The sequence below is a fragment of the Mesorhizobium sp. M0802 genome (assembly GCF_040320115.1).
GTDB lineage: Bacteria > Pseudomonadota > Alphaproteobacteria > Rhizobiales > Rhizobiaceae > Mesorhizobium.
On sequence record NZ_JAMYOY010000007.1, the window covers coordinates 65,167 to 87,034 of the forward strand.

Annotated in this window: 27 protein-coding genes and 1 tRNA gene; 16 read left to right on the forward strand and 12 right to left on the reverse strand. The window is 63.1% G+C overall.

The window, feature by feature from the left end:
* Positions 1-4: 4 nt before the first annotated feature.
* Positions 5-541: a tripartite tricarboxylate transporter TctB family protein gene (locus NKI10_RS12475; protein ID WP_023683087.1), complete on the reverse strand. Its 537-nt coding sequence runs from the start codon at positions 539-541 to the stop codon at positions 5-7.
* A gap of 125 nt (positions 542-666) precedes the next feature.
* Entirely contained in the window at positions 667-1,644 is a 978-nt protein-coding gene (locus NKI10_RS12480; protein ID WP_023686552.1) for a Bug family tripartite tricarboxylate transporter substrate binding protein, read from the reverse strand.
* A 206-nt stretch (positions 1,645-1,850) separates the two neighbouring features.
* On the opposite strand from NKI10_RS12480, the gene NKI10_RS12485 reads away from it, so the two are divergent.
* Positions 1,851-2,624 (forward strand): IclR family transcriptional regulator, encoded by a 774-nt coding sequence (locus NKI10_RS12485; RefSeq protein ID WP_023686553.1) that lies wholly within the window; start codon positions 1,851-1,853, stop codon positions 2,622-2,624.
* On the opposite strand, the gene NKI10_RS12490 is transcribed toward NKI10_RS12485, so the two are convergent.
* The 3 genes from NKI10_RS12490 to NKI10_RS12500 all read right to left on the reverse strand — a co-directional run bounded on the left by NKI10_RS12490 (position 2,611) and on the right by NKI10_RS12500 (position 4,744).
* Complete coding sequence (locus NKI10_RS12490; protein ID WP_352860189.1) at positions 2,611-3,711, reverse strand: OmpA family protein; 1,101 nt, start codon at positions 3,709-3,711, stop codon at positions 2,611-2,613. The two genes, NKI10_RS12485 and NKI10_RS12490, sit on opposite strands and share 14 nt — an antisense overlap.
* A gap of 120 nt (positions 3,712-3,831) precedes the next feature.
* Positions 3,832-4,371 carry a GNAT family N-acetyltransferase gene (locus NKI10_RS12495; protein ID WP_023686555.1) on the reverse strand — a complete coding sequence of 180 codons (540 nt, stop codon included), beginning with the start codon at positions 4,369-4,371 and terminating at the stop codon, positions 3,832-3,834.
* Between the two features lie 142 nt (positions 4,372-4,513).
* Complete coding sequence (locus NKI10_RS12500; protein ID WP_023683083.1) at positions 4,514-4,744, reverse strand: YdeI/OmpD-associated family protein; 231 nt, start codon at positions 4,742-4,744, stop codon at positions 4,514-4,516.
* Positions 4,745-4,885: 141 nt separating this feature from the next.
* Between NKI10_RS12500 and NKI10_RS12505 the strand changes: the two genes are divergently transcribed.
* Positions 4,886-5,341, forward strand: a complete 456-nt coding sequence (locus NKI10_RS12505) for a DUF2214 family protein (RefSeq protein WP_352510295.1) — start codon at positions 4,886-4,888, stop codon at positions 5,339-5,341.
* Positions 5,342-5,751: 410 nt separating this feature from the next.
* Here the strand turns inward: NKI10_RS12505 and NKI10_RS12510 are convergent, their stop codons facing one another.
* Both NKI10_RS12510 and NKI10_RS12515 read right to left on the reverse strand, forming a co-directional pair.
* Positions 5,752-5,949 (reverse strand): hypothetical protein, encoded by a 198-nt coding sequence (locus tag NKI10_RS12510; RefSeq protein WP_352510292.1) that lies wholly within the window; start codon positions 5,947-5,949, stop codon positions 5,752-5,754.
* Between the two features lie 15 nt (positions 5,950-5,964).
* Complete coding sequence (locus NKI10_RS12515) at positions 5,965-6,786, reverse strand: hypothetical protein (protein ID WP_352510290.1); 822 nt, start codon at positions 6,784-6,786, stop codon at positions 5,965-5,967.
* Positions 6,787-7,057: 271 nt separating this feature from the next.
* Between NKI10_RS12515 and NKI10_RS12520 the strand changes: the two genes are divergently transcribed.
* The 6 genes from NKI10_RS12520 to NKI10_RS12545 all read left to right on the forward strand — a co-directional run bounded on the left by NKI10_RS12520 (position 7,058) and on the right by NKI10_RS12545 (position 11,459).
* Positions 7,058-7,133 (forward strand) — tRNA-OTHER (locus NKI10_RS12520).
* 158 nt (positions 7,134-7,291) lie between these two features.
* Entirely contained in the window at positions 7,292-7,450 is a 159-nt protein-coding gene (locus tag NKI10_RS12525) for a hypothetical protein (protein ID WP_352510289.1), read from the forward strand.
* Entirely contained in the window at positions 7,447-8,169 is a 723-nt protein-coding gene (locus NKI10_RS12530) for a hypothetical protein (RefSeq protein WP_352510288.1), read from the forward strand. The genes NKI10_RS12525 and NKI10_RS12530 overlap by 4 nt, the downstream gene beginning before the upstream one ends.
* A 222-nt stretch (positions 8,170-8,391) precedes the next feature.
* On the forward strand, positions 8,392-9,369 hold the full coding sequence (locus NKI10_RS12535; RefSeq protein ID WP_352510286.1) for a tripartite tricarboxylate transporter substrate-binding protein: 978 nt from the start codon (positions 8,392-8,394) through the stop codon (positions 9,367-9,369).
* Between the two features lie 98 nt (positions 9,370-9,467).
* Positions 9,468-9,941 carry a tripartite tricarboxylate transporter TctB family protein gene (locus tag NKI10_RS12540; RefSeq protein WP_352860193.1) on the forward strand — a complete coding sequence of 158 codons (474 nt, stop codon included), beginning with the start codon at positions 9,468-9,470 and terminating at the stop codon, positions 9,939-9,941.
* Positions 9,942-9,950: 9 nt separating this feature from the next.
* A complete protein-coding gene (locus NKI10_RS12545; RefSeq protein ID WP_023683079.1) occupies positions 9,951-11,459 on the forward strand; it encodes a tripartite tricarboxylate transporter permease in 1,509 nt (502 codons plus the stop codon).
* Here the strand turns inward: NKI10_RS12545 and nth are convergent.
* Positions 11,419-12,252: an endonuclease III gene (gene nth / locus NKI10_RS12550; RefSeq protein WP_352860195.1), complete on the reverse strand. Its 834-nt coding sequence runs from the start codon at positions 12,250-12,252 to the stop codon at positions 11,419-11,421. The genes NKI10_RS12545 and nth overlap by 41 nt on opposite strands.
* 22 nt (positions 12,253-12,274) lie before the next feature.
* Between nth and NKI10_RS12555 the strand changes: the two genes are divergently transcribed.
* Positions 12,275-12,769, forward strand: coding sequence for a DUF2244 domain-containing protein (locus tag NKI10_RS12555; protein ID WP_023699119.1), 495 nt, complete (start codon positions 12,275-12,277; stop codon positions 12,767-12,769).
* Between the two features lie 10 nt (positions 12,770-12,779).
* On the opposite strand, the gene NKI10_RS12560 is transcribed toward NKI10_RS12555, so the two are convergent.
* Positions 12,780-13,595 carry a class I SAM-dependent methyltransferase gene (locus NKI10_RS12560; protein WP_352860197.1) on the reverse strand — a complete coding sequence of 272 codons (816 nt, stop codon included), beginning with the start codon at positions 13,593-13,595 and terminating at the stop codon, positions 12,780-12,782.
* Between the two features lie 114 nt (positions 13,596-13,709).
* Here NKI10_RS12560 and NKI10_RS12565 point away from each other — a divergent pair, with 114 nt between their 5' ends.
* The 5 genes from NKI10_RS12565 (at position 13,710) to NKI10_RS12585 (ending at position 18,254) form a co-directional block, all read left to right on the forward strand.
* Positions 13,710-14,615, forward strand: a complete 906-nt coding sequence (locus NKI10_RS12565) for a methylated-DNA--[protein]-cysteine S-methyltransferase (RefSeq protein ID WP_023669734.1) — start codon at positions 13,710-13,712, stop codon at positions 14,613-14,615.
* 141 nt (positions 14,616-14,756) lie between these two features.
* Positions 14,757-15,665 (forward strand): ribokinase, encoded by a 909-nt coding sequence (locus tag NKI10_RS12570; RefSeq protein WP_023737542.1) that lies wholly within the window; start codon positions 14,757-14,759, stop codon positions 15,663-15,665.
* Positions 15,662-17,122: an amidase gene (locus NKI10_RS12575; RefSeq protein WP_352860200.1), complete on the forward strand. Its 1,461-nt coding sequence runs from the start codon at positions 15,662-15,664 to the stop codon at positions 17,120-17,122. The genes NKI10_RS12570 and NKI10_RS12575 overlap by 4 nt, the downstream gene beginning before the upstream one ends.
* 97 nt (positions 17,123-17,219) lie before the next feature.
* The gene (locus NKI10_RS12580; protein ID WP_352460473.1) at positions 17,220-17,834 is read left to right on the forward strand and encodes a LysE family translocator; all 615 of its coding nucleotides are present in this window, start codon (positions 17,220-17,222) and stop codon (positions 17,832-17,834) included.
* Between the two features lie 105 nt (positions 17,835-17,939).
* A complete protein-coding gene (locus tag NKI10_RS12585; protein WP_352860202.1) occupies positions 17,940-18,254 on the forward strand; it encodes a hypothetical protein in 315 nt (104 codons plus the stop codon).
* A 209-nt stretch (positions 18,255-18,463) separates the two neighbouring features.
* Here the strand turns inward: NKI10_RS12585 and NKI10_RS12590 are convergent, their stop codons facing one another.
* Positions 18,464-19,405, reverse strand: a complete 942-nt coding sequence (locus NKI10_RS12590; protein WP_023698210.1) for a nucleoside hydrolase — start codon at positions 19,403-19,405, stop codon at positions 18,464-18,466.
* 144 nt (positions 19,406-19,549) lie between these two features.
* On the opposite strand from NKI10_RS12590, the gene NKI10_RS12595 reads away from it, so the two are divergent.
* Positions 19,550-19,975, forward strand: coding sequence for an Hsp20 family protein (locus NKI10_RS12595; RefSeq protein ID WP_023669741.1), 426 nt, complete (start codon positions 19,550-19,552; stop codon positions 19,973-19,975).
* A 64-nt stretch (positions 19,976-20,039) separates the two neighbouring features.
* Positions 20,040-20,297: a BQ00720 family protein gene (locus tag NKI10_RS12600; RefSeq protein ID WP_023683072.1), complete on the forward strand. Its 258-nt coding sequence runs from the start codon at positions 20,040-20,042 to the stop codon at positions 20,295-20,297.
* Positions 20,298-20,368: 71 nt separating this feature from the next.
* On the opposite strand, the gene ptsN is transcribed toward NKI10_RS12600, so the two are convergent.
* Both ptsN and hpf read right to left on the reverse strand, forming a co-directional pair.
* Positions 20,369-20,833 (reverse strand): PTS IIA-like nitrogen regulatory protein PtsN, encoded by a 465-nt coding sequence (ptsN, locus tag NKI10_RS12605; protein WP_352860204.1) that lies wholly within the window; start codon positions 20,831-20,833, stop codon positions 20,369-20,371.
* Between the two features lie 108 nt (positions 20,834-20,941).
* A complete protein-coding gene (gene hpf / locus NKI10_RS12610; RefSeq protein WP_023751408.1) occupies positions 20,942-21,526 on the reverse strand; it encodes a ribosome hibernation-promoting factor, HPF/YfiA family in 585 nt (194 codons plus the stop codon).
* Between the last annotated feature and the right edge of the window lie 342 nt (positions 21,527-21,868).

Here is a 21,868-nt window from a genome sequence, read left to right on the forward strand (position 1 = left end):
GGCGTCAGCCCCTCGCAGTGGCGATGATCGCGTCGATCACCGTGTTCAGCTGGTTTTCGATGAAGCCGGCGCCAATGTTGACGCCGAGCGCCCTGGCAAAGCCGAAATAGGCGGCAAGCGCCAGGATCAGGCCGGTCAGCGCATCGCGCAGCGTGTGCTTGCTGCCGAAGCCATAACAGACGAGCACGAACATGATGACCGAGGCGGCGGTGAAGCCGAGCGGCTGGATCAGCACCAGATTGGCGACCAGGCCGGCAACGACGATGCCCATGGCCTTCCAGTCGGTCGGCGTTTCCTTTTCCTCCTGCGGCTGCCAGCCGCCGCGCAGCGCGGCGACGATGAGCAGCAGCGAAAGCACGATCATGCCTGTCATGGTGATGTAGGGGAAGACGGTCGGCCCGACCTTGGAATAGAGCGGCGAAACCGGGATCGCCAGGGTCTGCCACGCCACGGCCGCGGCACAGGCGAGAAGCCCGATGCCGATCAACAATTCGGGCATGGCAAGGCGCGGGGGCGCCGGCTGCTGGTCGCTGGTGCTCATCGATGTCCTCCCGAGATGGCCGGCATCCTCCCGCCGGCCGCATCCGCAGTTTCACTCCCAGCGCATGATATGTCCATCTCGCAGGCTAATGTCGGAAGGGGCGGCCGTGGCCGCCCCTGAAGACATCAGGCGAGGCCGAGATCCTTGAGGATCGCGGTGATGCGGGCGGTGTCGTCGACGAGGAATTTCGCATAATCGTCGCCGGTCAGAAGGATGGGGGTCCAGTTGCGGTTCTTGCATTCGGCTGCCCAGGCATCGCTCTTGGCCATGGTCTCGATCATCGTGACCATCGCCGCCTTGTCGGCGTCGGAGACGCCTGGCGGTGCGAATACGCCGCGCCAGTTGAACAGTTCGACGTCGATGCCGGCTTCCTTCATCGTCGGTGCGTCGATGCCGTCCTGGCGCTTGTCGGCGGAGATCGCCAACAGCCGAAGCGCGCCCGCCTTGACCTGCTCGGAGAACTCGCCGAAGCCGGAAATGCCGGCCGCCACCTGGTTGCCGAGCAGCGCCGACAGCGCCTCGCCACCGCCGGCGAAAGGCACATAGGAGAGGTTGGTTGCCGGAACGCCGACCGTCTTGGCGATCAGCCCGAACAGGATGTGGTCGGAGCCACCGGCCGAGCCGCCGGCCACCGGAACCTTGGTCGGATCCGCTTTGAGCGCGGCGACGAAATCGCCGGCCGTCTTGAACGGCGAATCCGCCGGCACCACCAGCGCCTCGAACTCGCCGGTGAGGCGAGCGATGGGCGTCACTTCGGAGAGGTTGTTGGCCGATTTGTTGGCGATGATGGCGCCGACCATGACCATGCCGGCCACCATCAGCGAATTGCCCTTGCCCTTCCACTGGCTGATGAACTGCGGCAGGCCGACCGTGCCGCCGGCGCCGCCGACATTGGTGATCTGCGAGCCGGAGATCAGTTTTTCACTGCGCAGCACCTGGTCGATGGTGCGCCCCGTCTGGTCCCAGCCGCCGCCGGGCGCGGCCGGCACGAAGATCTGGATCTGCGGTGCATCCTGAGCGAGGGCGGGCGTCAAATGCGTTGCAACGAATCCGGCAGCGCCTGCGGCCGCGGTGCTCATCAAAAATCTGCGTCTGTTCAGCATGGGATTCCTCCAAATCACGACACCTCCTCCGGTGCCTGCCAGAAACGTAGCCTGAAAACAGACCCGCTCGGCAAAAATTCATGCCGATTTCGGTATGTTCTGTCAACAGGAACGCTGTTCTACTAGACAGAACCATGGATGTGCGGCACAATCGCTTCGGCTGGCCTTTGTCCGAGCAGGTAAACTGGAATGAAACTGTTCGTGAGATGACCGAAGCGCGATCCCAGCCGTTGCCGGCCGATGGTGTTGCCGCGCTCGACCGCGCGATCGCCATTCTCGACGCGTTCGCGACCGCCGACCGCTCGCTCAGCCTGGCCGAGATCGCGGCGCGCACCGGGCTCTACAAAAGCACCATTTTGAGGCTGGCGAACTCATTGCTGCGCGGGCAGTTGCTGGAGCGGCTCGACGATGGCCGCTACCGCATCGGACCCGCCACCTTTCGGCTTGGCGCGCTTTACCAGCGCTCGGTCGTGGCGGTCGACATCCTGCTGCCGATCATGCGTGATCTTGCCGAACGCAGTTGGGAAAGCGTGGCGTTCTATGTCCGCTCGGGCGACGCCCGCACCTGTCTCTACCGCGTCGAATCCAAGCATCCTATCCGCTACACGATCCGGGAAGGCGACCTGCTGCCGTTGCTCACCGGCTCTGGCGGCCGCGTGCTGGCAGCGTTTTCAGGCCAGCCGGGCGAACCATACGAGACCATCCGCAACGCCTGCCACTATCTGTCGATCGGCGACCGCGACCCTGAGACGGCGGGCGTCTCGGTGCCGGTGTTCGGACCGGGCCGCGTTCTGCTCGGCGCCTTGACGCTCGCCGGCCCGTCGACACGCGTCGACACGGCGTTCCTGCGCCGCATGACACCGGACCTGCTGGAGGCCGCCGCTCGCGCCACCCGCGCCTTCGGCGAGGATGCCTCGATGCTGGAGCAGGCAGCGCGCCTAGCCGGCGCTGAAACCGTGATCGGCCTCAGTTCGCCTTGACCAGCACCACACGGCGGTTCTTGGCGCGGCCGGTTTCGCCGTCATTGCTGGCGACGGGCGCCATCATGCCGGCGCCGGCGGCGGTCAGCCGGCCGCCATCGATGCCGTATTTCGAGACCAGCGCCGCCTTCACCGACTGCGCCCGCCGCGACGACAGATCGATATTGTAGTCGAAGGCGCCCTGGTTGTCGGTATGACCGACGACGATCACCGCCATACCGGGCTCGTTGGTCAGAAGCGTCGAGATCTCCTTCAGCGTCGGTTCCGATTCCGGCTTGATGTCGGCCTTGTCGGTGTCGAAGAAGATGCCGTAGAGCGAGATGGAGCCGGTGGCCGACAGCGAATCCGCCATCTTGGCCGCTTCGACCACCACCATCTTCTTGTCGCGCGCCTTGGGCTCCAGCACCTGAACGACGGCGATGGTGCGGCCGTTGAGTTCCTTGCAGTAGAGGTCGTCGATCAGCGAATAGGCCTGAACAGTGACATAGGCGTCGCCGCCATCCTGCGGCACCTTGGCAGCGAAGAAGCGCTGGTCGTTGATACCGGTGGTTACCGCACAGGCGCCATTGGAAAAGGCCGCGTCCTTGAGGTCGCTTTCATGGAAGAAATACATCATCAGGCTCATGTCGCCGCCGCCACCGCTCGACGACCGGTCGGCGGCGCCGCCGCACTCTTCCTTCTTGCATTCGAACAGGACTTCGCCGCCGGCGGCCGCGATCACATCCTGGTAGTTGCGCAGCACTTCGAGCGGGGAGCGCTCGGCCGGCAGCACATAGGCGATGCGGGTCAGCGCGCCTTCGACCTCAGCCTTCTTGTCCGGCGCGAACACACGGTTGTTCATCGTGTCACGGGCATCCGGATCGGCGCTCGGCTTCAGCGGCGACAGCGGCACTGTAAAATCGGTATAGGCGAATTTTTCGTAGGAGACGATGAACGACCCCTCGTAGCGCTTGGCCAGATGATTGTCGGCACCGCCCTCGATGTCGGCGGTCGGCACCGTCGCATCGGCGCCCGCCAGTTGCACGGCCGCCAGCAGCAGCAGCCCCGCCCAGAAAAGCTTCAGAAATATCGCATTGATCGTACGCATGGTCGGCTCCCCCAAAGAGCAATTCCAGGAAAAGTGTGAGCGGTTTTCCCACAGGAATTGCGTAGCTAGATTAGAATAGCCAACCCTGGCAGAACGTGGAAATTGCGTCGATGAAGCGCTTCACACCCGCCGTTCGAGCAGGATCGTCAGCCCGTCGTGATAGGTGGTTTCCAGGACCTTGGTGTAGCCGCACTTTGCCGCAACGTTCAACGAACCGGTGTTTTCCGGATCGATGATGCAGACGGTTCTCGCGCCGGCAAAGGTTTCGTCGCCCCAGGCCAGGGCCCTTCTGACGACTTCGCTGGCAAGACCCTTGCCATGCGCTTGCGGCGCCAGCGCCCAGCCGGCTTCCGGAATGCCCTCGAGCGACGGCTCGATGTCGCGCTTCAGATCGTGGAATCCGGCCTCGCCGATGAAGCGACCGCTGGCCTTGTCCTCGACCGCCCAGAAGCCGTAGCCGAGCAGCGACCACAGGCCGGCATGCCGCAGGAACCGCATCCAGCTTTCCTCCCGCGTCCGCGGCTTGCCGCCGATGAAACGGGTGGTGACGGGGTCGGCCCACATGACGGCATAGTCGTCGAAATCTTCGATCCGGTGCGCCCGCATGATGGTCCGTTCCGTTTCGAGAACCGGGACGCCGGCTGTTTTTGGACTGCCCATGAAACTCTGCCTCCGTTGACGGTCAGCGCTTAGCAAACCAGCGCGCCCGGACAAGGGCCAAGCCGGATCATCATTCAGCCAGGGAAGCTTCCGAACGGCCTGGCGCGACCAGGCGGTCGAAGCGAACAGCGTCGGCTTACTTTCAGCCGTGCCAGACCATCTTCATGTAGAGCCCACCGCGCCGCAATTCGTCCAGCATCTGGTCGAGCCGCTTCTGCCTGGTGTCGCTGCGTTTGGCGCGGGCGACCCAGCCGAGATAATCGTTCTTCTGGTAGTCCGGCCGCGCCTCGTAGGCCGCTGTCAGTCCTTTTTCGGTCAGGGCGATGCGGATGTCGTCCGGCATCGGGTTCAGGGCGCGCTTCAGTCCGGTCATTTCAGAAAACCCCAGCTGTCAGGATGGCGACGCCGATGGTCCAACCCAGGTCCGCCTCTGGGAATTCTGCCGAACGATGCTACCTTTCGCAACCGGTCCGGCAAGGGCCGGTCTCGATACCGCCAATGGGAGGAGAACGCCATGGACACCACCGATCTCGTGCTTGCCATTCTCCATCATCTGCTGGTGTTCTCGCTGGCCGGCATCGTCGGCGCCGAATTTGTCCTGATCCGCGGCGACCTCTCCGCCGCCGCGCTCAAGCGGCTTGCCCGCATCGACCGCCATTATGGCATCATCGCCATGCTGATCATCATCATCGGCATCTGCCGCGTCATCTACGGCCTGAAGGGCTGGGAATTCTACGTCTACAACTGGGTGTTCTGGGCCAAGATGGCGGCATTCGGCATCGTTGGCCTGCTGTCGATCATCCCGACCATCCGCTTCATCTCCTGGAACCGGCAAGCCAGTGCAAATCCCGGCTTTCAGGTGCCGGTTGCGGAACTCGCCTCGGTGAAGACCTATGTGCGCGCCGAAGCCTTCATCTTCCTGCTGATCCCGATCTTCGCGGCGGCGATGGCGCGCGGCTACGGTTACTAGAGCTTTGTTTTTACGCAATTCCGGACGGAAAACCGGGTGCTGTCCTAATTAGCGGGCAGTCGTCCTAGTTTGGCGGTAACTGGCTATATTCCGTATCGGGCAATGGATGATCGCGAAGATAACCCCACGCGCCATTCCCGGACTCCGACGCGCGAGCGCCGATTTCAATTAGAAGACGGGCGGTGTCTTCTTCCGTGAGACCAACCACGGCAGCGAGAGTGCTTAGTTTGCGCCAGCCATTTGGCGAAGCTTTGTCGAGCATTTGGCGCAAAAGATTCCGACGGCTATCATCTCTGGCCCGGTCATGATTGGTTTCCCATCGATACTTTATGTATTCGGCCGCTAGCGTCAGTGCGCTGCCGACGATAGCGCCAACTAGGCCCGCCCAAAATTCCGTTCCCATCGCCGCCTCAGTCTGGTGACTTAGCCCGATTTTCGCGCATCTCTTCGACTATCGCATATAGGCCATCAGCAATCGATCTCATCGCAGCGGCTTGTTCGGCTTGTGCGACAATCGCGGCCTCGTCTGCGGTCAATTCGACCGCATCGCCCTGATAGCTCCAGTCCAGAAGGCTTGAATTGCTGTCCAATCGAAACTTGATAGCCATTTTTCCTCGCGGCTTTTAAGGGGTAGCCGACGACGTTTTGATTTCGAGCTCAATCGGAGCATCGTCCTCATCGTAGATTTGAGAGACGTTCATCGCAAAGGTCTTGAACCAGCGCAACCGCTGTGGTGAGGGCCACCCCATTTCAGCCGGTGGAATCTTCTTAAGAAGCTCAATCAGCAGCGGGTCGAGGTCAAGCTCTACTCCACCGCCGCTACCAGTTCCGCTACCAGTACCAGTACCGCCATTGCCATTCTCTCCACCGGTCTGATTGGCCGGGAGAGTTAGACCCGCGACCGTTGCCGGCATAACCATCCGGTTCTTGCCGTGTTCGAAGAAGCCGGCTTGCTCCGCCGATTTCTCAAAGCGCTGCCGCGCTCGGTCCTTCACCTTTTCCGAGACGCCCAACCCGACAATCTCGCGTTCCAAGGCGGCCGCCTGTGCAGGCAACACGCCGTTCTTGTAGTTGTCGAAAATTGCCTTGAACAACGGCACGTTCATGAACGCTTGCGCCTTGGCCGCACGCGCCTGATTTGGATCGATAATGGCCGCGCCAAGGTCGGTGACCTTGTGCTTTCTGCCTTCCGACACGATCAAGCCGAACAGCTTGGCTGCCGACAACTGCAATCGGAAACCGCTGCTTTTGACGCTCTGCTTGCTCCACGCGGCAAGCTGTGCGTCGTCGCACTCTCCACGACCTGCATTGCCGTGAATAGCCGTCGCCAATTCCATCGCCGAATCGAGGTCGTCGTAGGGGAAAGCGATGGTCGACCGCTGCCGGGTCTGTACATCGTCGGCGGGCTTAACTGCCTCCGACATGGATACGGTCTCGCCACTCATGAGGCTGCCTCCGTTCGTGCCGCAGGATTGCGGTCAGCCTCTTTATGCGGAGCCAGTGGCTTAGTCAAGGTATTTGTTGCGCGAAATGGATAAGGCAGTTGACGCTGTCCAATTCTCGCAATAGATTGTTCTAAGGAAAGAGGGAATCACCATGACAACAGTTAGAGCCCCGGCACGGCAGCCGACGCTACCGGGGCGAGGATGATGGAAGGGCCGGCACCCTGACCCCGCGAAGGAAAGGTGACCGGCCCTGCAATAGGCTACTTAGTTCTCCCCGTTCGTCTAACGGCAGGACGCCCGCTCTTACAGGCGAGGGAATCCAGGTCCGAATCCTGGCCGGGGAACCAAGAATCGATGGGCCGATCTGCGCGAACAGCCGGCCCCGGATCACTTCACAGGGATTTGGCCCCCTGCGTCATGGCCACTCCGCTCTATATAGCGGATTCCCGGTATTTCCGCCAGAGGCGGACGCAAGCCAATCCCATAGCCCGTTGGATTGGCCCCAATGAACATTCTTCCCCAAGACCGGCAAGTTGCCGTCATCAGCGCCCTGATCGAGGGTTGCTTGATCCGCGCGACCGAACGCATGACCGACACCCACCGCGATACCGTCATGCGCCTTGGCGCTCGCATTGGCCGTGATGCGCCGCCCTTCACGACATGATGTTTCGCGACTTAACCATCAACCAGCTTCAATTTGAAACATCAACCAGCTTCAATTTGACGAGCTGTGGGCCCACATCGGGCAAGAAGCAGATGCGCGTGAAGCGCGACGACGATCCGACTAAGGGCGACTGCTACACGTTCCTCGCACTGGACCCGTTGGATAAGGCGATCATCAGCTACCGGGTCGGCAAGCGCACTGGCGAAACGACCATTGATTTTGTCAGGGATGTGCGCGCCCGCGTCCTAGGAATGCCGTTCATCACGTCCGACGCCTTCCCGACCTATGAGCCGTCGATCCGCGCCGTGTTTGGCCCCGGCGTACACTACACGCAGATCGTTAAGACCTATGTAAACGAGCCGCCGGTAAACGCTGCCCGCCGCTACTCTCCCGGCGCTATCGTAAAGGTAGCCAAGGAACGTGTATTCGGCGCGATGCCAGATTTCATGGCTTCAACTAGCCACGTCGAACGCGTCAACCTTTCCGTACGCATGGGATCGCGCCGGTTCACCCGGTTGACGAACGGCTACAGCAAGAGGGTCGAGAACCATGAGGCAGCGGTCGCACTGTTCGTCGCGCATTACAACCTCTGCCGGGTGCATGAGAGCTTGAAGATGACGCCGGCAATGGCGCTCGGATTGACGGATCGCCCGTGGTCGGTTGCGGAGCTAATTGATGTAGCGGTAGCCATGATCGAAAACGCAGTTCGTCCTAATTAGGACAGCACCGAAAACCGCTTCACACTTTCCCGGAATTGCTCTGAAGCAACGCCAACACCAAACCCATCTCCTCCGGGCATACTCCCCACTGATCGCCATGGTTGCGCACGACTGTATTTTGCAGTTTGCGTCAGGCGACAATCTGTTAGCTTGCCTTTGTTGCACCCTCGCTGCCTGACCTGCACAGCGATCGGAGATTGATATCCTGGGAGGAGAATTACGATGAGGAAAATTGTAGCCGCCCTGGCCGCCGCCGCGGCCGTCACGCTTTATTCGTTCACCGCCAGCGCACAGACCTATCCCGAGCGCACCATCACCATCGTCGTGCCGTTTGCGGCCGGCGGTCCGACCGACACGGTTACGCGGCTCGTCGCCGAAGCCATGTCGAAGGATCTCGGCCAGCAGATCATCGTCGAGAATGTCGGCGGCGCCGGCGGCACGCTGGGCGCCGGCCGCGTCGCCAACGCCGACCCGGATGGCTACACGCTGCTCATCCATCACATCGGCATGGCGACCAGCGCCACGCTCTACAGAAAACTCGCCTACGACACGCTCAACGCCTTCGAGTATGTCGGCCTCGTCACCGAGGTGCCGATGGCGATCGTCGCCCGCAAGGACCTGGAGCCGGCCGACCTGAAAGGGCTGGTCGAATACGCCAAGACCAACAAGGACACCATCACTGTCGCCAATGCCGGCATCGGCGCTGCCTCGCATCTGTGCGGCATGCTGTTCATGAGCGCCATCGGCACGCCGCTGGTCACCGTACCCTACAAGGGCACCGGCCCGGCCATGACCGACCTTCTCGGCGGCCAGGTCGACATCATGTGCGACCAGACCACCAACACCACCAAGCAAATCCAGGGCGGCACGATCAAGGCCTATGCCGTCACGACGCCGGAGCGCCTCGACGTGCTGAAGGACGTGCCGACGACCATCGAAGCCGGCCTGCCCGCGGTGCAGGTCGGCATCTGGCACGGCCTCTATGCGCCGAAGGGCACGCCGGCCGAGATCACCGGCCGACTGTCGAAATCGCTCCAGGTCGCGCTGAAGGACCCCAACGTCATCGCCCGCTTCGCCGAACTCGGCACCAAGCCGTCGTCCGAGGCCGACGCGACGCCGGCAGCGCTGAAGACCAAGCTGGAAGGCGAGATCACGCGCTGGAAGCCGATCATCGAAGCCGCCGGCCAATACGCCGACTGAGGCTTGAACGGGGCGCTGCCGGCGCCCCGTTTTCGCTTCGACGTCCGTTTTCACATTTGCAACGGCAAGCCCGTTGCAAGGGTCAGGGGAGGACCGCCATGAAACCTTTCGCCATCGACAGGACAAACGGCCTGTGCGCCGCGCTGTTCATCTTTTTCGGCGCCTTTTTCGCGATACAATCGCTCGGCCTCGAAATCGGCACCGCCTTTCGCATGGGACCGGGCTATTTCCCGCTGGTGCTGGCGATCGTGCTGATCGTGCTCGGCGCCATCATCCTCGTCCAGGCGGTGCGCGTCGAGGGCGAGCCGATCGGCCCCATTGCGTGGCGCGGCATGCTGTTCATCCTGCCGGCGCCGATCTTTTTCGGCATGACCGTGCGCGGCCTCGGCTTCGTCCCGTCGATCTTCCTGACGGCGTTGATCGCCTCTTTTGGCAGCGCCCGCATGAAGCCGCTGACGGCACTTCTGCTGTCGGCCGGCCTGACGCTGTTTTCGGTGCTGGTCTTCAGCTACGCGCTCGGGCTGCCATTCCAGCGCTTCGGCCCCTGGTTGGCCCAATGGCTGGCATTGTGAGGCGCTGAGATGGACCTCCTCAGGAACCTCGAACTCGGCTTTTCGACGGCCACCACGCCGGCCAATCTGGGTTTTTGCCTCATCGGCGTTCTGCTCGGCACGCTGATCGGCGTCCTGCCCGGCATCGGCGCCACCGCAACCATCGCCATGCTGCTGCCGATCACCTTCCAGATCGGCGACCCGGTCTCGTCCCTCATCATGCTGGCCGGCATCTACTACGGCGCCCAGTATGGCGGTTCGACCACCGCCATTCTCATCAACATGCCCGGCGAATCCTCCTCGGCCGTGACCGCCATCGACGGCTACCAGATGGCCAGGAACGGTCGCGCCGGGGCGGCTCTGGCGATCGCCGCGATCGGCTCGTTCTTCGCCGGCACGGTGTCGACCTTTCTCGTCGCCGTCTTTGCCCCGCCGCTGACGGCAATAGCCCTGCAATTCGGCGCGGCCGAATATTTTTCGCTGATGATCGTCGGCCTCGTCTCGTCCATCGCGCTCGCCCACGGCTCGATCGTCAAGGCGCTGGCGATGGTCGTGCTCGGCCTGCTGCTCGGCATTGTCGGCACCGACATCTACACCGGCACGCCGCGCTTCACGCTCGGCATCCGCGAATATGCCGACGGGCTGAACTTCGTCGCGGTGGCGGTCGGCGTCTTCGGCGTTGCCGAGATCCTGCGCAATCTCGAAAACGAGCACGAGCGCTCGGTGATGATCAAAAAGGTCTCCGGCCTGATGCCGACCCGCGACGACTTCAAGGCGATGGCCGCGCCCATCGTGCGCGGCACGATCATCGGTTCGGCGCTCGGCATCCTGCCCGGCGGCGGCGCGGTGCTTGCGGCCTTTGCCTCCTACACGGTCGAAAAGCGCGTGTCGAAACACCCGGAGGAGTTCGGCAAGGGCGCCATTGCCGGCGTCGCCGGACCGGAATCGGCCAACAATGCCGGCGCCCAGACCTCCTTCATTCCGATGCTGACGCTGGGCATTCCGGCCAATCCGGTCATGGCGCTGATGATCGGCGCCATGATCATCCAGGGCATCGTGCCCGGCCCCAATGTCGCGATCGAGCAGCCGGCGCTGTTCTGGGGCATCATCGCCTCGATGTGGATCGGCAATCTGATGCTGATCGTGCTGAACCTGCCGCTGATCGGGCTGTGGGTGAAGCTGCTGACGATCCCCTATTATGTGCTCTTCCCGATCATCATGGCGTTCTGCTCGATCGGCGTTTACAGCGTCAACACCAACGCCTTCGATCTCTACGCGGTCGCATTCTTCGGCCTGCTCGGCTACATCCTGACCAAGCTGCGCTGCGAACCCGCACCCCTGCTGCTCGGCTTCGTGCTTGGCCCGCTGCTCGAGGAAAACCTGCGCCGCGCCATGATCCTGTCGCGCGGCGACCCCTCGACCTTCGTGACGCGGCCGATCAGCGCCGGCCTGCTGCTCGTCGCACTGGCCGTGCTCGTCGTCGTCTTCCTGCCGTCGGTCAAGAAGAAGCGCGAAGAGGTGTTCGTGGAGGAAAGCTAGTTGTCGGGACGCCGGGCGCCGCGATTTCCACCAGCGGCGCCGGCACATCGGTCGTCTTCACTTCGGCCTTGCAGAGATCGGCGATGACGCAGGCCGGGCAATCGGGTTTGCGCGCCTTGCAGACATAGCGGCCATGCAGGATCAGCCAGTGATGCGCGTGGCGCATATACTCATCCGGAATGATCCGCAGCAGCCCTTGCTCGACCTGCTCCGGCGTCTTGCCTGGCGCCAGGCCGAGGCGGTTGCCGATGCGGAAAATATGGGTGTCGACCGCCATCGTGTGCTGGCCGAACGCCATGTTGAGCACGACATTGGCGGTCTTGCGCCCGACCCCCGGCAGCTTGACCAACTCATCGCGCTCGCTGGGCACCTCGCCGCCGTAATCGCGTATCAGCGCCTCCGAGAGCGCCACGACATTCTTGGCCTTGTTGCGCCAGAGTCCGATGGTGCGGATGTACTCGCTGACCCTGGCTCCGCCCAGCGCCAGCATCTTTTCAGGTGTGTCGGCGACCTTGAACAACGCCCGCGTCGCCTTGTTGACGCCGGCATCGGTCGCCTGCGCCGACAGCACCACGGCCACCAGCAGCGTGAAGGCGTTGACGTGCTCGAGCTCGCCCTTCGGCTCGGGCCGCTGCACCGAAAACCGCCGGAAGATCTCATGCACCTCGGCGGCGCTGTAGAGCGAACGGAGCCGCGCCGGCCGCGGTCGCGGCTTGGCATTCGAGCCGTCGCGCCGCCCGGGCGGCAGTTCACTTTTGGATAGGGAAAGATTTTTGGACTTGGGGCTGGCCATTTCCCTCCTATAATATCCCGGGATGAGCGACACAAACGCCTCGTTTCAGGCCGACGAGCCATTCTTCCAGGCGCTGCTGACACCGCACCGCTCGCTGGGCCGCACCGGCTTTGCCGTGCTGATGGGCGCGCTGCTGTTCGGCTGGGTGGTGACCGGGGCGTTTTTCCTGTCGCGCGGCGCTTGGCCGGTGTTCGGCTTCTTCGGCCTCGACGTCATCGCCGTCTACGTCGCCTTCCGCGCCAACTATCGTGCCGCCCGTGCCCGCGAGGAAGTGTCGGTGTCGCGCACCAGCCTCGACATCCGCAAGACGGCGCCCTCGGGCCGGTCGGAAGCGCATAGCTTCAACCCGTTCTGGGCGCGCTTTTCCGTCGCTCGCCATGCCGAGATCGGCATCACCAGGATGACGGTGGAAGCACAAGGACAGAATGTGCCGATCGGGTCATTCCTGGACCCTGACTCCCGCGAGAGTTTTGCCACTGCATTTTCACGTGCTCTGACAAAAGCCAGGACGCATTAGAGCCGGCGCGTCAGAACCGGTAGCGTAAAATCCTGCCGACCTTGCGCAATGCGGGAATGTGTCTCCAGAGCCCGATGAACAGTTTTGCGGACCAGCTCATGTGCGCTGTGCGTTCCGCGCTGTAGGCCGAGATATCGTCGACAAAGCGCAGCTTCGGAACGGCACGCTCCAGTTCCTGTAGGTCGTCGATCGCCCAGTGAACCTCGGCGCCCGTCGCCCTGATGGTCGGATTGAGGCGCAGCATCTTCAGGCCGAAGTGGCTGTAGGCGTCGAACATCAGCTCGCCGCCGGCAAGATGCGCGACAAGGCGTGACAGCAGCCGTGGCCCCTCCTCTACCGGGAGATAAGGCGTCAACCCCTCCATCACCACGACGGCCGGACGATTGCGCGGCACTTCTGCCAGCCAGTCCGGGTCGGTTACCGAAGAGCCGACGAGGTGGTAATGGTCCCGGGACGGGTAAAGCTTGCGCCGGAGCGCGATGACATCCGGAAAATCGACATCGAACCACTCCACGCCTTCGGGTGGATCGACACGGAAAATGCGCGTATCGAGCCCGCAGCCGAGATGCAGCACGATGGCGCCGGGATTTCTGGCGATGAAGTCCTGAACGCGGACATCATACGTCTTGGCCCGGATCGCCAGGCCGATGCCGAGATTGGCGTCGACCTTGAGGCGCGAGAAATCATAGTCGATCTTGCGCACGGCCTCGTCGGCGAAGCGATCCCCGAGCAGCGAATGCGGCAGCCGGCTTTCCAGTGCCTTGCCATAAAGCGTCATCAGCAAGGTCTCCCTTGCTCCGCTCAGATTCACCCTTTCGCCGGCCATTGGCATCTCCCGGGCGCAATCCAGTATTTATCTGGGAACAGGCGGCAACAAGGCAAGTTTCGGGTGGTTGCAAGGGGCGGAAAGACCGATATTCGCGGTCAAGGAGATATTGCCATGAACGCCCAGATGACCATGAATACGCAGATGAAACCGACAGCGATCCTGCAGCACGACATCACCCCCGAGGGCAGCGACTACGAGGTCGTGCGCCGCGCCATCGAGAAGATCAGCCTCGACTATCGCGACCAGCCCTCGCTGGAAGCCCTGGCAGCCGATGTCGGCGAGACACCCACGGGCCTGCAAAAGCTGTTCACCCGCTGGGCCGGCCTGTCGCCAAAAGCCTTCCTGCAGGCGGTCACCCTCGACCATGCCCGCAAACTGCTCGATTCCGGCATGCCGCTCCTCGAAACATCGTTCGAACTCGGCATGTCCGGCCCCGGCCGGCTGCACGATTTGTTCGTCACCCACGAGGCGATGTCGCCGGGCGACTACAAGACGCGCGGCGCCGGCCTGACCATCCGCTACGGCTACCACATCTCGCCCTTCGGCATCGCCCTGATCATGGTCACCGACCGTGGCCTTGCGGGGCTCGCCTTCAACGATCCGGGCGGCGAGCGGGCGGCTTTCGCCGACATGTCGGGCCGCTGGCCGAACGCCACCTATGTCGAGGACATGAGCGCCACCCAGCCCTATGCGGCGCGCATCTTCGATCCGACATTGTGGCGCGCCGACCAGCCGCTGCGCGTGGTGATGATCGGCTCCGACTTCCAGCTGCGCGTCTGGGACGCGCTGCTCAGGATCCCGATGGGCAAGGCCTGCACTTATTCTTCGATCGCCTCCAGGATCGGCGCGCCAAACGCCAGCCGGGCGGTGGGGGCGGCGGTCGGCGCCAACCCATTGTCCTTCGTCGTCCCTTGCCATCGGGCGCTGGGCAAGTCCGGCGCACTCACCGGCTACCACTGGGGCCTGACCCGCAAACGCGCCATCCTCGGTTGGGAAGCGGGCCAGACCGCGTCCTGAAGCTGCCCGCATCAAACAACACCGGCGAAATCCCTTCGCCGGTGTTTTTCTTTTTGCGAGCTCCCGGCGCAAAACATCCGCACGCTCTGGCAAGCCGCCGGCTTACAGGTTAGCTTCCCGCGCATTCCGCAGGAGGCTTTCTTGATCATCGTTGTCGGCTCGATCAACCTCGACCTTATCGCCAATGTCGACCGCCTGCCTTCGCCGGGCGAGACGGTCCGCGGCTCCGGCTTCGCCACCGCGCCCGGCGGCAAGGGCGCCAACCAGGCGCTGGCTGCGGCGCGCGCCGGCGCCAAGGTGCGCATGGTCGGCGCCGTCGGCAAGGACAATTTCGCAACCGAAGCCCTGGCTTTGCTCGTGGCCGGCAAGGTCGATCTCTCCGGCGTCGGCCAGAGCTTCGCCTCCACCGGCACGGCGCTGATCCTCGTCGGCGCCGATGGCGAGAATGTCATTGCCGTGGTGCCGGGCGCCAATGATTCGGTGCTGCCCGGCGATCTCGCCAAGGCCTTTCTTGCGAAGGGCGACGTCGTCCTGCTGCAGCACGAGATCCCGTTGCAGACTGTCGATGCAGCGCTCGACGCCGCACGCGCCGCCGCCGCGGTCACCGTGCTCAACACCGCGCCGTTCCGTAGCGAGGCGGCAGCGTTGCTCGGCAAGGCCGACTACGCCGTCGCCAACGAAACCGAATTCGACCTTTACGGCGAGGCGCTGTCGCTGAAAGGCCGCGACCGCCCGGCGCGCATGCGCGACTTCGCCGGCAAGACCGGCCGCACCATCGTCGTCACGCTCGGCGGCGACGGCGTGCTGGCGGCGACCCCGGAGGATTTCCTGACCGTGCCGGCGCTGAAAATCACGCCGGTCGACACCGTCGGGGCCGGCGATACTTTTTGCGGTTATCTCGCCGCCGGGCTGGCGTCCAACCTGCCGCTGGAGCAGGCTCTCACCCGCGCCGCCGCTGCCGGCTCGCTCGCCTGCCTGAAGCCCGGCGCCCAGCCGGCCATCCCGCTGGCGGCGGATGTCGACACCGCCCTGCGCAACAACGCCGGATGACAGCCCTGCGCCCCGCAACGAAGCACGCCATGCCCACCGCCGGCGACATCTGCCGGATGTCCGCTGTCGACCTGGCCGAGGCGATCCGGCTGCGCCGCCTGTCCGTGCGCGAGTTGGTCGCCGCATTCCTCGACCGCATCGACGCGGTAAACCCGCTGGTCAATGCCATCGTCTCGTTGCGCGAGCGCTCCGACATCCTGCGCGAGGCCGACGCGGCGGACGCGCATCTAGCGCAAGGCGGGCCGGCCGGCTCGCTGTTTGGCCTGCCGATGGCGATAAAAGACCTCGCCATGACGCGCGGCTTGAGGACCAGTTTCGGCTCGCCGATCTTCGCCGATTTCGTGCCGCAGGAGGATGATTTCTTCGTCGAGCGCATCCGCAAGGCCGGCGCCATCATCATCGGCAAGACCAATGTTCCCGAATTCGGGCTGGGATCCAACACCTATAACAACGTGTTCGGCCCGACGCTGAACGCCTTCGATCCGGCGCTCACCGCCGGCGGGTCGAGCGGCGGCGCTGCCGTCGCCCTTGCACTCGACATGGTTCCGGTCGCCGACGGCAGCGATTTCGGCGGCTCGCTGCGCAATCCGGCGGCGTGGAACAATGTCTATGGCTTCCGCCCGTCGCAGGGCCTTGTCCCCGGAGGGCCGGACCTGGAAGTCTTTCATGCTCAGATGGGCATAGACGGGCCGATGGGCCGCAGCATCAGCGACATGGCGCTGCTACTCGATGTGCAGGCAGGCTACCACCCGCACGCGCCGCTGTCTTGGGAGAAACCCGGCTCATTCCTCGAAGGGCTGGCAACGCCGGCAAGCGGCGGCCGCGTCGGCTGGCTCGGTGATCTCGGCGGTCACCTGCCGGTAGAGCCTGGCATCCTCGATCTGTGCGAGGCCGCACTCGGCCGCTTCGCGGAGGCATCCTTCCTGACCGAGCCCTTGCTGCCGGATTTCGATTTCGAGGCACTGTGGCAAGCCTTCGTGACGCTGCGGCAGGCGAGCAGCGGCTCGGCGCTGAAAGTCCATTATGACGACCCGCACAAGCGCGCCCTGCTGAAGCCGGAAGCCGTCTGGGAGGTGGAGAACGCCATGCGGCTGACGGCGCCGCAGATCCGCGCGGCCTCGGTCATCCGCACCTCCTGGCACCGGACGCTGCTGTCGCTGTTCGAGCACTTCGATCTCATCGCGCTGCCGACGGCGCAGGTGTTTCCTTTCGAAGTCGGCACGCATTGGCCAAGTGAGGTCGCCGGACGGACCATGGACAGCTACCATCGCTGGATGCAGGTTTCGGCCTTCGCCACGCTCGGCGGCTGTCCGGCGCTCAACGTGCCGGTCGGCTTCGACGACAAAGGCCGCCCCTTGGGCATGCAGCTGATCGGCCGGCCGCGCGGCGACCTCGCCGTGCTAAGGGCCGGAGCGGCCTATGAGGCGACCTTGCCTTGGCAGGCTGGGGCGTCCTGACGCGAGGGGCGGCACGGTATGCGACCGGCTTGCACCAGCCCCGCCGCCATGCATTGATTGCAGCCAGCCGCCTAAGCGCATCCTCGAGGAAATCCCCATGTCGCTGGAACTCTACGCTGCCTATGTCCTTGCCTGCATCGTCATCATCCTGGTGCCCGGTCCGACTGTCACGCTGATCATCGCCAACAGCATCCGCCATGGCTACCGCGCCGGCCTTGCCAATGTCGCCGGCACGCAGGCCGGGCTTGCCATCATGATCGCCATCGTCGGCATCGGCCTCAACACGCTGATATCGGGCATGGGCCACTGGTTCGAGTGGGTGCGCCTGATCGGCGCCGCCTATCTGATCTGGATGGGTGTGCAGATGTTCCGCGCCAAGGGCACGCTGAATGCCGACGGCACGGCGAGAAAGCCGCGCGGCGGCTTCTTCCTGCAGGGCCTGCTCGTGGCGCTGAGCAACCCCAAGACGCTGGTGTTCTTCGGCGCCTTCTTCCCGCAATTTATCGCCCCGCAGGGCAATTACACGCTACAGATCGTCGTCATGGGCCTCACCGCGATGATCTTTGCCGCCGCCTCGGATTCCACCTATGCGCTCGCCGCCAGCCGCGCCGGCCGCCTGCTCTCGGCCAGCCGCATCAAGCTGATGTCCAGGATCAGCGGCAGCTTTCTGGTCGGCGGCGGCCTGTGGCTGGCTTTTTCGAAGGCGAAGTAACAACCGCGAACGGCTATCCCCGATGCAGTATGAGCCGGAATAGAAAGGCTGATTGAAAGTCTGCCTTTACGCCACCACATGAATCGGCGTGGGGGATTCACGTCGATGTCATGGACTTACGCTGGCATAAAAAGGGACGCGCCCGGCGTGGTCCTGATCGTCGCCATGTTCGCGATGATGGTTCCTTCGGCGCTCTACAAATGGACGAATGACGCGAGCCCTATCCGGTCAGTCGAGCCAATCCACGCAACGGTCAAAAGCGCCCAATCGGACCACGACCACACCCTTTATCTGGTTTCGCTCGAAAGCGGTTCGTCCATTCTTGTCGATGACGACCGGCCGCATCTGATCGGCGCGACGGCAAACATGGAGCGCGTCACGCGCGAGAATGGAATGGTCTTCTATCGATTTGCAAAGTGAACGGCGGCGGCGCCTTCCTTCTCCCCCAGGGGGAGAAGGTGGATCGGCGCGATAGCGCCGAGACGGATGAGGGGTGTTCCAGCGGAGTGAGACGTGGGCGTTCCCTGGAACACCCCACATCCGTCGCCTTCGGCGACACCGCCCGGGGGCGAGCCACTTGTCTCGCCCCGTCCCTTCGGAACCCACAATGGGAGAAAGGAAAGACAGAGCTAAAGCCGCGCCAACCGCTCCACCAGCAGCGCAAAGAACGCGTCATGGTCGATGTCGCGCATCACCATGGCGTTCTTCGGCCGCTTGGTCACGCCCCACCAGTCGATCACGGTCATGCCCATAGTGAGTTCGGAGGTGGTTTCCACGGTGACGTTGCAGTTGCGGCCCTTGAACAGCTCCGGCTTCAACAGATAGGCGATGACGCAGGGGTCGTGCAGCGGGCCGCCATCGGTGCCGTATTTCTCCTCGTCGAAGCGCTCGAAGAACTCCAGCATCTCGGCCGTCGCGGTGCCGACCCTGGTGCCGAGCTGGCGGATGGCCTGCGTGCGCTTGGCCGTGGTCAGCGCCTTGTGGGTGACGTCGAGCGGCATCATGACGATCGGAATGCCGGATTTGAACACCAGGTCGGCGGCTTGCGGATCGACATAGATGTTGAATTCTGCGGTCGGCGTGACATTGCCGCCTTCGAAGAAACCGCCGCCCATCAGTACGATTTCCTTGATGCGCGGCGCGATCTTCGGCTCACGGATCAGCGCCAGCGCGACATTGGTGAGCGGGCCGAGCGCGCACAGGGTGATCGTACCGGCCTCTTCCTTCATCAGGGTCTCGACGATGAAGTCGACCGCATACTGGCCCTGCAGCTTCATCTTCGGATCTGGCAGTTGCGGGCCGTTGAGGCCGGTCTTGCCATGCACTTCCTCGGCGGTGACCAGTTCGCGCGCCAACGGGCGGATGGCGCCTGCATAGACCTTGATATCGGGCCGTCCGGCCAGTTCGCAGATTTTCCTGGCGTTCTTTTCGGTCAATTTCAGCGGCACGTTGCCGGCAACAGCAGAGATGCCGACGATCTCCAGCTCGGCGCTGCCGAGCGCCAGCAATATGGCGACGGCATCGTCCTGGCCGGGATCCGTGTCGATGATGATCTTGCGGGTCTGGGGCATTTCATTTCCTTATGCGGGGGAGTCTTTTTGGCGGGGGTGTTCGGCGGCTTGAACTTGGCCGCGGCGCGGACCATATCAAGACCATCGGGAAAAATGCCATCCGGGTTTTTCCAGTTTATGTCGCTCCAAAGAGGACAGTGTAACATGAGCCGAATGACGCCCTTCTCCAGCCCGCTTCTCCTTGGTTTCGATGCCATGGAAAAGACCCTGGAACGACTGGCGAAATCCGGTGACAGTTATCCTCCCTACAACATCGAGCGCCTCAGCGGTGCTGACGGCAAGGCCGAAAGGCTGCGCATTACGCTGGCTGTCGCGGGTTTCGCCGAAAGCGATCTCGATGTCACCACGGAGGAAAACCAGTTGGTCGTGCGCGGCCGTCAAACCGACGACACCGAGCGCGAATTCCTCCACCGCGGCATCGCCGCGCGCCAGTTCCAGCGCTGTTTCGTGCTGGCCGACGGCATGCGGGTGATCGCAGCGGAACTGAAGAACGGCCTTTTGTCGATCGATCTCGATCGGCCGGATACCGAACGGCTGGTACGGAAAATAAATATATCGGTGAAAGACTGATCTTTACCGATGGCTCTCATGCGGGATGGCCTTGAGCGGCGTCCTCGCGCCAAGGAGGCTTGAAATGACCAGAACTGACGAAACCATCACCATGACCAGCGGCGAATTCGCCCATCTCGGCGAAGGCTCGGTCGCTTATCTCCGCAAGGTCTCGAGCGACGAATTGCTCGGGCGCTTCCCCAACCTCGGCGAAATAGCGCCTGGTATGGTCCTGTGGGCCCTGTTTGCCGCCAACGGCCAGCCGATCTTGCTTTCGGATGCGAAGGACCGGGCTTTGGCCGGCGCCATGGAAAACGACCTGACCACTGTCGCCATTCACTAAGGCGACCGCTGGCGGTTGAAATGGAGAGGGCCGCCTTCGGCGGCCCCTGGAAGACTTAATTCCGAAGAACTTCAGGCGGCGTGCGAGGCCTGCGTGTCCGACAGCAGAGCGTGGATGGCGACCGCGTCGCGCGTGCCCCTGATCTTGGCCACCGTGTCGGCGTCGCGCAAAACCCTGGCGATGCGCGACAGTGCCTTGAGGTGATCGGCGCCGGCGCCTTCCGGGGCCAGCAGCAAAAACACCAGATCGACCGGCTGGTCATCCAAGGCCTCGAAATCGACCGGCGTCTCCAGCCGGGCAAAGACGCCGGCGATGCGCTTCACCCCGGCGAGCTTGCCGTGCGGAATGGCGATGCCGCTGCCGACGCCGGTGGAGCCCAGCCGTTCGCGCTGCAGGATGGTGTCGAACACTTCGCGCTCCGGAATGCCGGAAATCGCCGCCGCTCTCTCGGACAGCAACTGCAGAAGCTGCTTTTTGGAGTTCGCCTTCAACGCCGGCAAGATCGCCGGAACGTTGAGAAGATCGCTCAGATCCATATTTGAAATCCCTTATTCGCCTGCCGTCGCCAGTCCTCGCCCCTCGCGCGGCTGGCTATTATCCCTGTGCGACCATTGTCGTCACCTGCGCGACCATTGTCGTTGTCGTCACGCCTGTGCGACTTTGGTCGTCGACGGGTCGATCCAGCCGATATTTCCGTCCGGCCGCCGATAGACGATGTTGAGGTGGTCGTTTCCGGCGTTGCGGAATACGAAAACCGGGCTGTCCTTGGTGTCGAGTTCGATAACCGCCGACGCCACCGACATGGTCTGCAGCGTCATGGTTGATTCGGCGACGATGGCCGGGGCGTAGTCCTCCGGAATGTCCTCATCGTCATCGGTCAGCGGCGCCATCACCGTATAGGCAATGTCGGTGATTTCGCCATTTCCATTGCCTGAATTGTGCGATTTCAGACGGCGTTTGTAGCGCCGCAGCCTGGTTTCGAGGCGGTCCGCGGCCGCCTCGAAGGCAAGTGTCGGATCCTGGGAATCGCCGGTTGCCTGCAGCGAAGCGCCGGAATCCAGCCTGATCATGCAATCGGCCGAGTAACGCGACCCCGATTTGATGACCGTGACGTGCCCTGAAAAACCGCGATCGAAATATTTTCCAATCGCCTCGCCGACACGATCGGTAATGCGCGTACGCAACGCATCGCCGATATCCATGTGTTTACCCGATATGCGCAATTTCATCTGAAAACTGACCTTCCTTGCTCAGGCTTCAAACTGGCCAGAGTTTATACTCGTGATCCGTGCGCACAAGCTTTGCGGCGTCAACTCGCGCCGATTTTAGATCCGAACTTTCCGGTTGATCACAATCCGCCTTCTTGGCCGTCCCGTGGCCTTCATCGTGACGGACCATCCGCATGCGGGCCGCGAGCCCGTCTCATGCGGGCGGGCTTCTAGACACTTCATTGCAGCTTGTCAATTAATGCATGTCGCCCAGAAGTGCGCTGCGGTTCTGGGACAACGACATGCATTGAAACAAAGACTTAAAGCGCGTCGTATGAATCCGTTTCAGCGCGATGCGCTTTA

What these genes read in the sequence shown, in the direction of transcription:
- NKI10_RS12510 (WP_352510292.1), bottom strand. Translation starts at nt 5,949, where the DNA reads ATGGCTATCAAGTTTCGATTGGACAGCAATTCAAGCCTTCTGGACTGG.
- NKI10_RS12475 (WP_023683087.1), bottom strand. Translation starts at nt 541, where the DNA reads ATGAGCACCAGCGACCAGCAGCCGGCGCCCCCGCGCCTTGCCATGCCC.
- NKI10_RS12555 (WP_023699119.1), top strand. Translation starts at nt 12,275, where the DNA reads ATGAGCGACACAAACGCCTCGTTTCAGGCCGACGAGCCATTCTTCCAG.
- NKI10_RS12560 (WP_352860197.1), bottom strand. Translation starts at nt 13,595, where the DNA reads ATGGCCGGCGAAAGGGTGAATCTGAGCGGAGCAAGGGAGACCTTGCTG.
- NKI10_RS12540 (WP_352860193.1), top strand. Translation starts at nt 9,468, where the DNA reads ATGAAACCTTTCGCCATCGACAGGACAAACGGCCTGTGCGCCGCGCTG.
- NKI10_RS12530 (WP_352510288.1), top strand. Translation starts at nt 7,447, where the DNA reads ATGATGTTTCGCGACTTAACCATCAACCAGCTTCAATTTGAAACATCA.
- NKI10_RS12485 (WP_023686553.1), top strand. Translation starts at nt 1,851, where the DNA reads ATGACCGAAGCGCGATCCCAGCCGTTGCCGGCCGATGGTGTTGCCGCG.
- NKI10_RS12500 (WP_023683083.1), bottom strand. Translation starts at nt 4,744, where the DNA reads ATGACCGGACTGAAGCGCGCCCTGAACCCGATGCCGGACGACATCCGC.
- NKI10_RS12565 (WP_023669734.1), top strand. Translation starts at nt 13,710, where the DNA reads ATGAACGCCCAGATGACCATGAATACGCAGATGAAACCGACAGCGATC.
- NKI10_RS12495 (WP_023686555.1), bottom strand. Translation starts at nt 4,371, where the DNA reads ATGGGCAGTCCAAAAACAGCCGGCGTCCCGGTTCTCGAAACGGAACGG.
- NKI10_RS12525 (WP_352510289.1), top strand. Translation starts at nt 7,292, where the DNA reads ATGAACATTCTTCCCCAAGACCGGCAAGTTGCCGTCATCAGCGCCCTG.
- NKI10_RS12505 (WP_352510295.1), top strand. Translation starts at nt 4,886, where the DNA reads ATGGACACCACCGATCTCGTGCTTGCCATTCTCCATCATCTGCTGGTG.
- NKI10_RS12580 (WP_352460473.1), top strand. Translation starts at nt 17,220, where the DNA reads ATGTCGCTGGAACTCTACGCTGCCTATGTCCTTGCCTGCATCGTCATC.
- NKI10_RS12515 (WP_352510290.1), bottom strand. Translation starts at nt 6,786, where the DNA reads ATGAGTGGCGAGACCGTATCCATGTCGGAGGCAGTTAAGCCCGCCGAC.
- NKI10_RS12545 (WP_023683079.1), top strand. Translation starts at nt 9,951, where the DNA reads ATGGACCTCCTCAGGAACCTCGAACTCGGCTTTTCGACGGCCACCACG.
- NKI10_RS12595 (WP_023669741.1), top strand. Translation starts at nt 19,550, where the DNA reads ATGAGCCGAATGACGCCCTTCTCCAGCCCGCTTCTCCTTGGTTTCGAT.
- NKI10_RS12575 (WP_352860200.1), top strand. Translation starts at nt 15,662, where the DNA reads ATGACAGCCCTGCGCCCCGCAACGAAGCACGCCATGCCCACCGCCGGC.
- NKI10_RS12600 (WP_023683072.1), top strand. Translation starts at nt 20,040, where the DNA reads ATGACCAGAACTGACGAAACCATCACCATGACCAGCGGCGAATTCGCC.
- ptsN (WP_352860204.1), bottom strand. Translation starts at nt 20,833, where the DNA reads ATGGATCTGAGCGATCTTCTCAACGTTCCGGCGATCTTGCCGGCGTTG.
- nth (WP_352860195.1), bottom strand. Translation starts at nt 12,252, where the DNA reads ATGGCCAGCCCCAAGTCCAAAAATCTTTCCCTATCCAAAAGTGAACTG.
- hpf (WP_023751408.1), bottom strand. Translation starts at nt 21,526, where the DNA reads ATGAAATTGCGCATATCGGGTAAACACATGGATATCGGCGATGCGTTG.
- NKI10_RS12585 (WP_352860202.1), top strand. Translation starts at nt 17,940, where the DNA reads ATGTCATGGACTTACGCTGGCATAAAAAGGGACGCGCCCGGCGTGGTC.
- NKI10_RS12590 (WP_023698210.1), bottom strand. Translation starts at nt 19,405, where the DNA reads ATGCCCCAGACCCGCAAGATCATCATCGACACGGATCCCGGCCAGGAC.
- NKI10_RS12535 (WP_352510286.1), top strand. Translation starts at nt 8,392, where the DNA reads ATGAGGAAAATTGTAGCCGCCCTGGCCGCCGCCGCGGCCGTCACGCTT.
- NKI10_RS12480 (WP_023686552.1), bottom strand. Translation starts at nt 1,644, where the DNA reads ATGCTGAACAGACGCAGATTTTTGATGAGCACCGCGGCCGCAGGCGCT.
- NKI10_RS12490 (WP_352860189.1), bottom strand. Translation starts at nt 3,711, where the DNA reads ATGCGTACGATCAATGCGATATTTCTGAAGCTTTTCTGGGCGGGGCTG.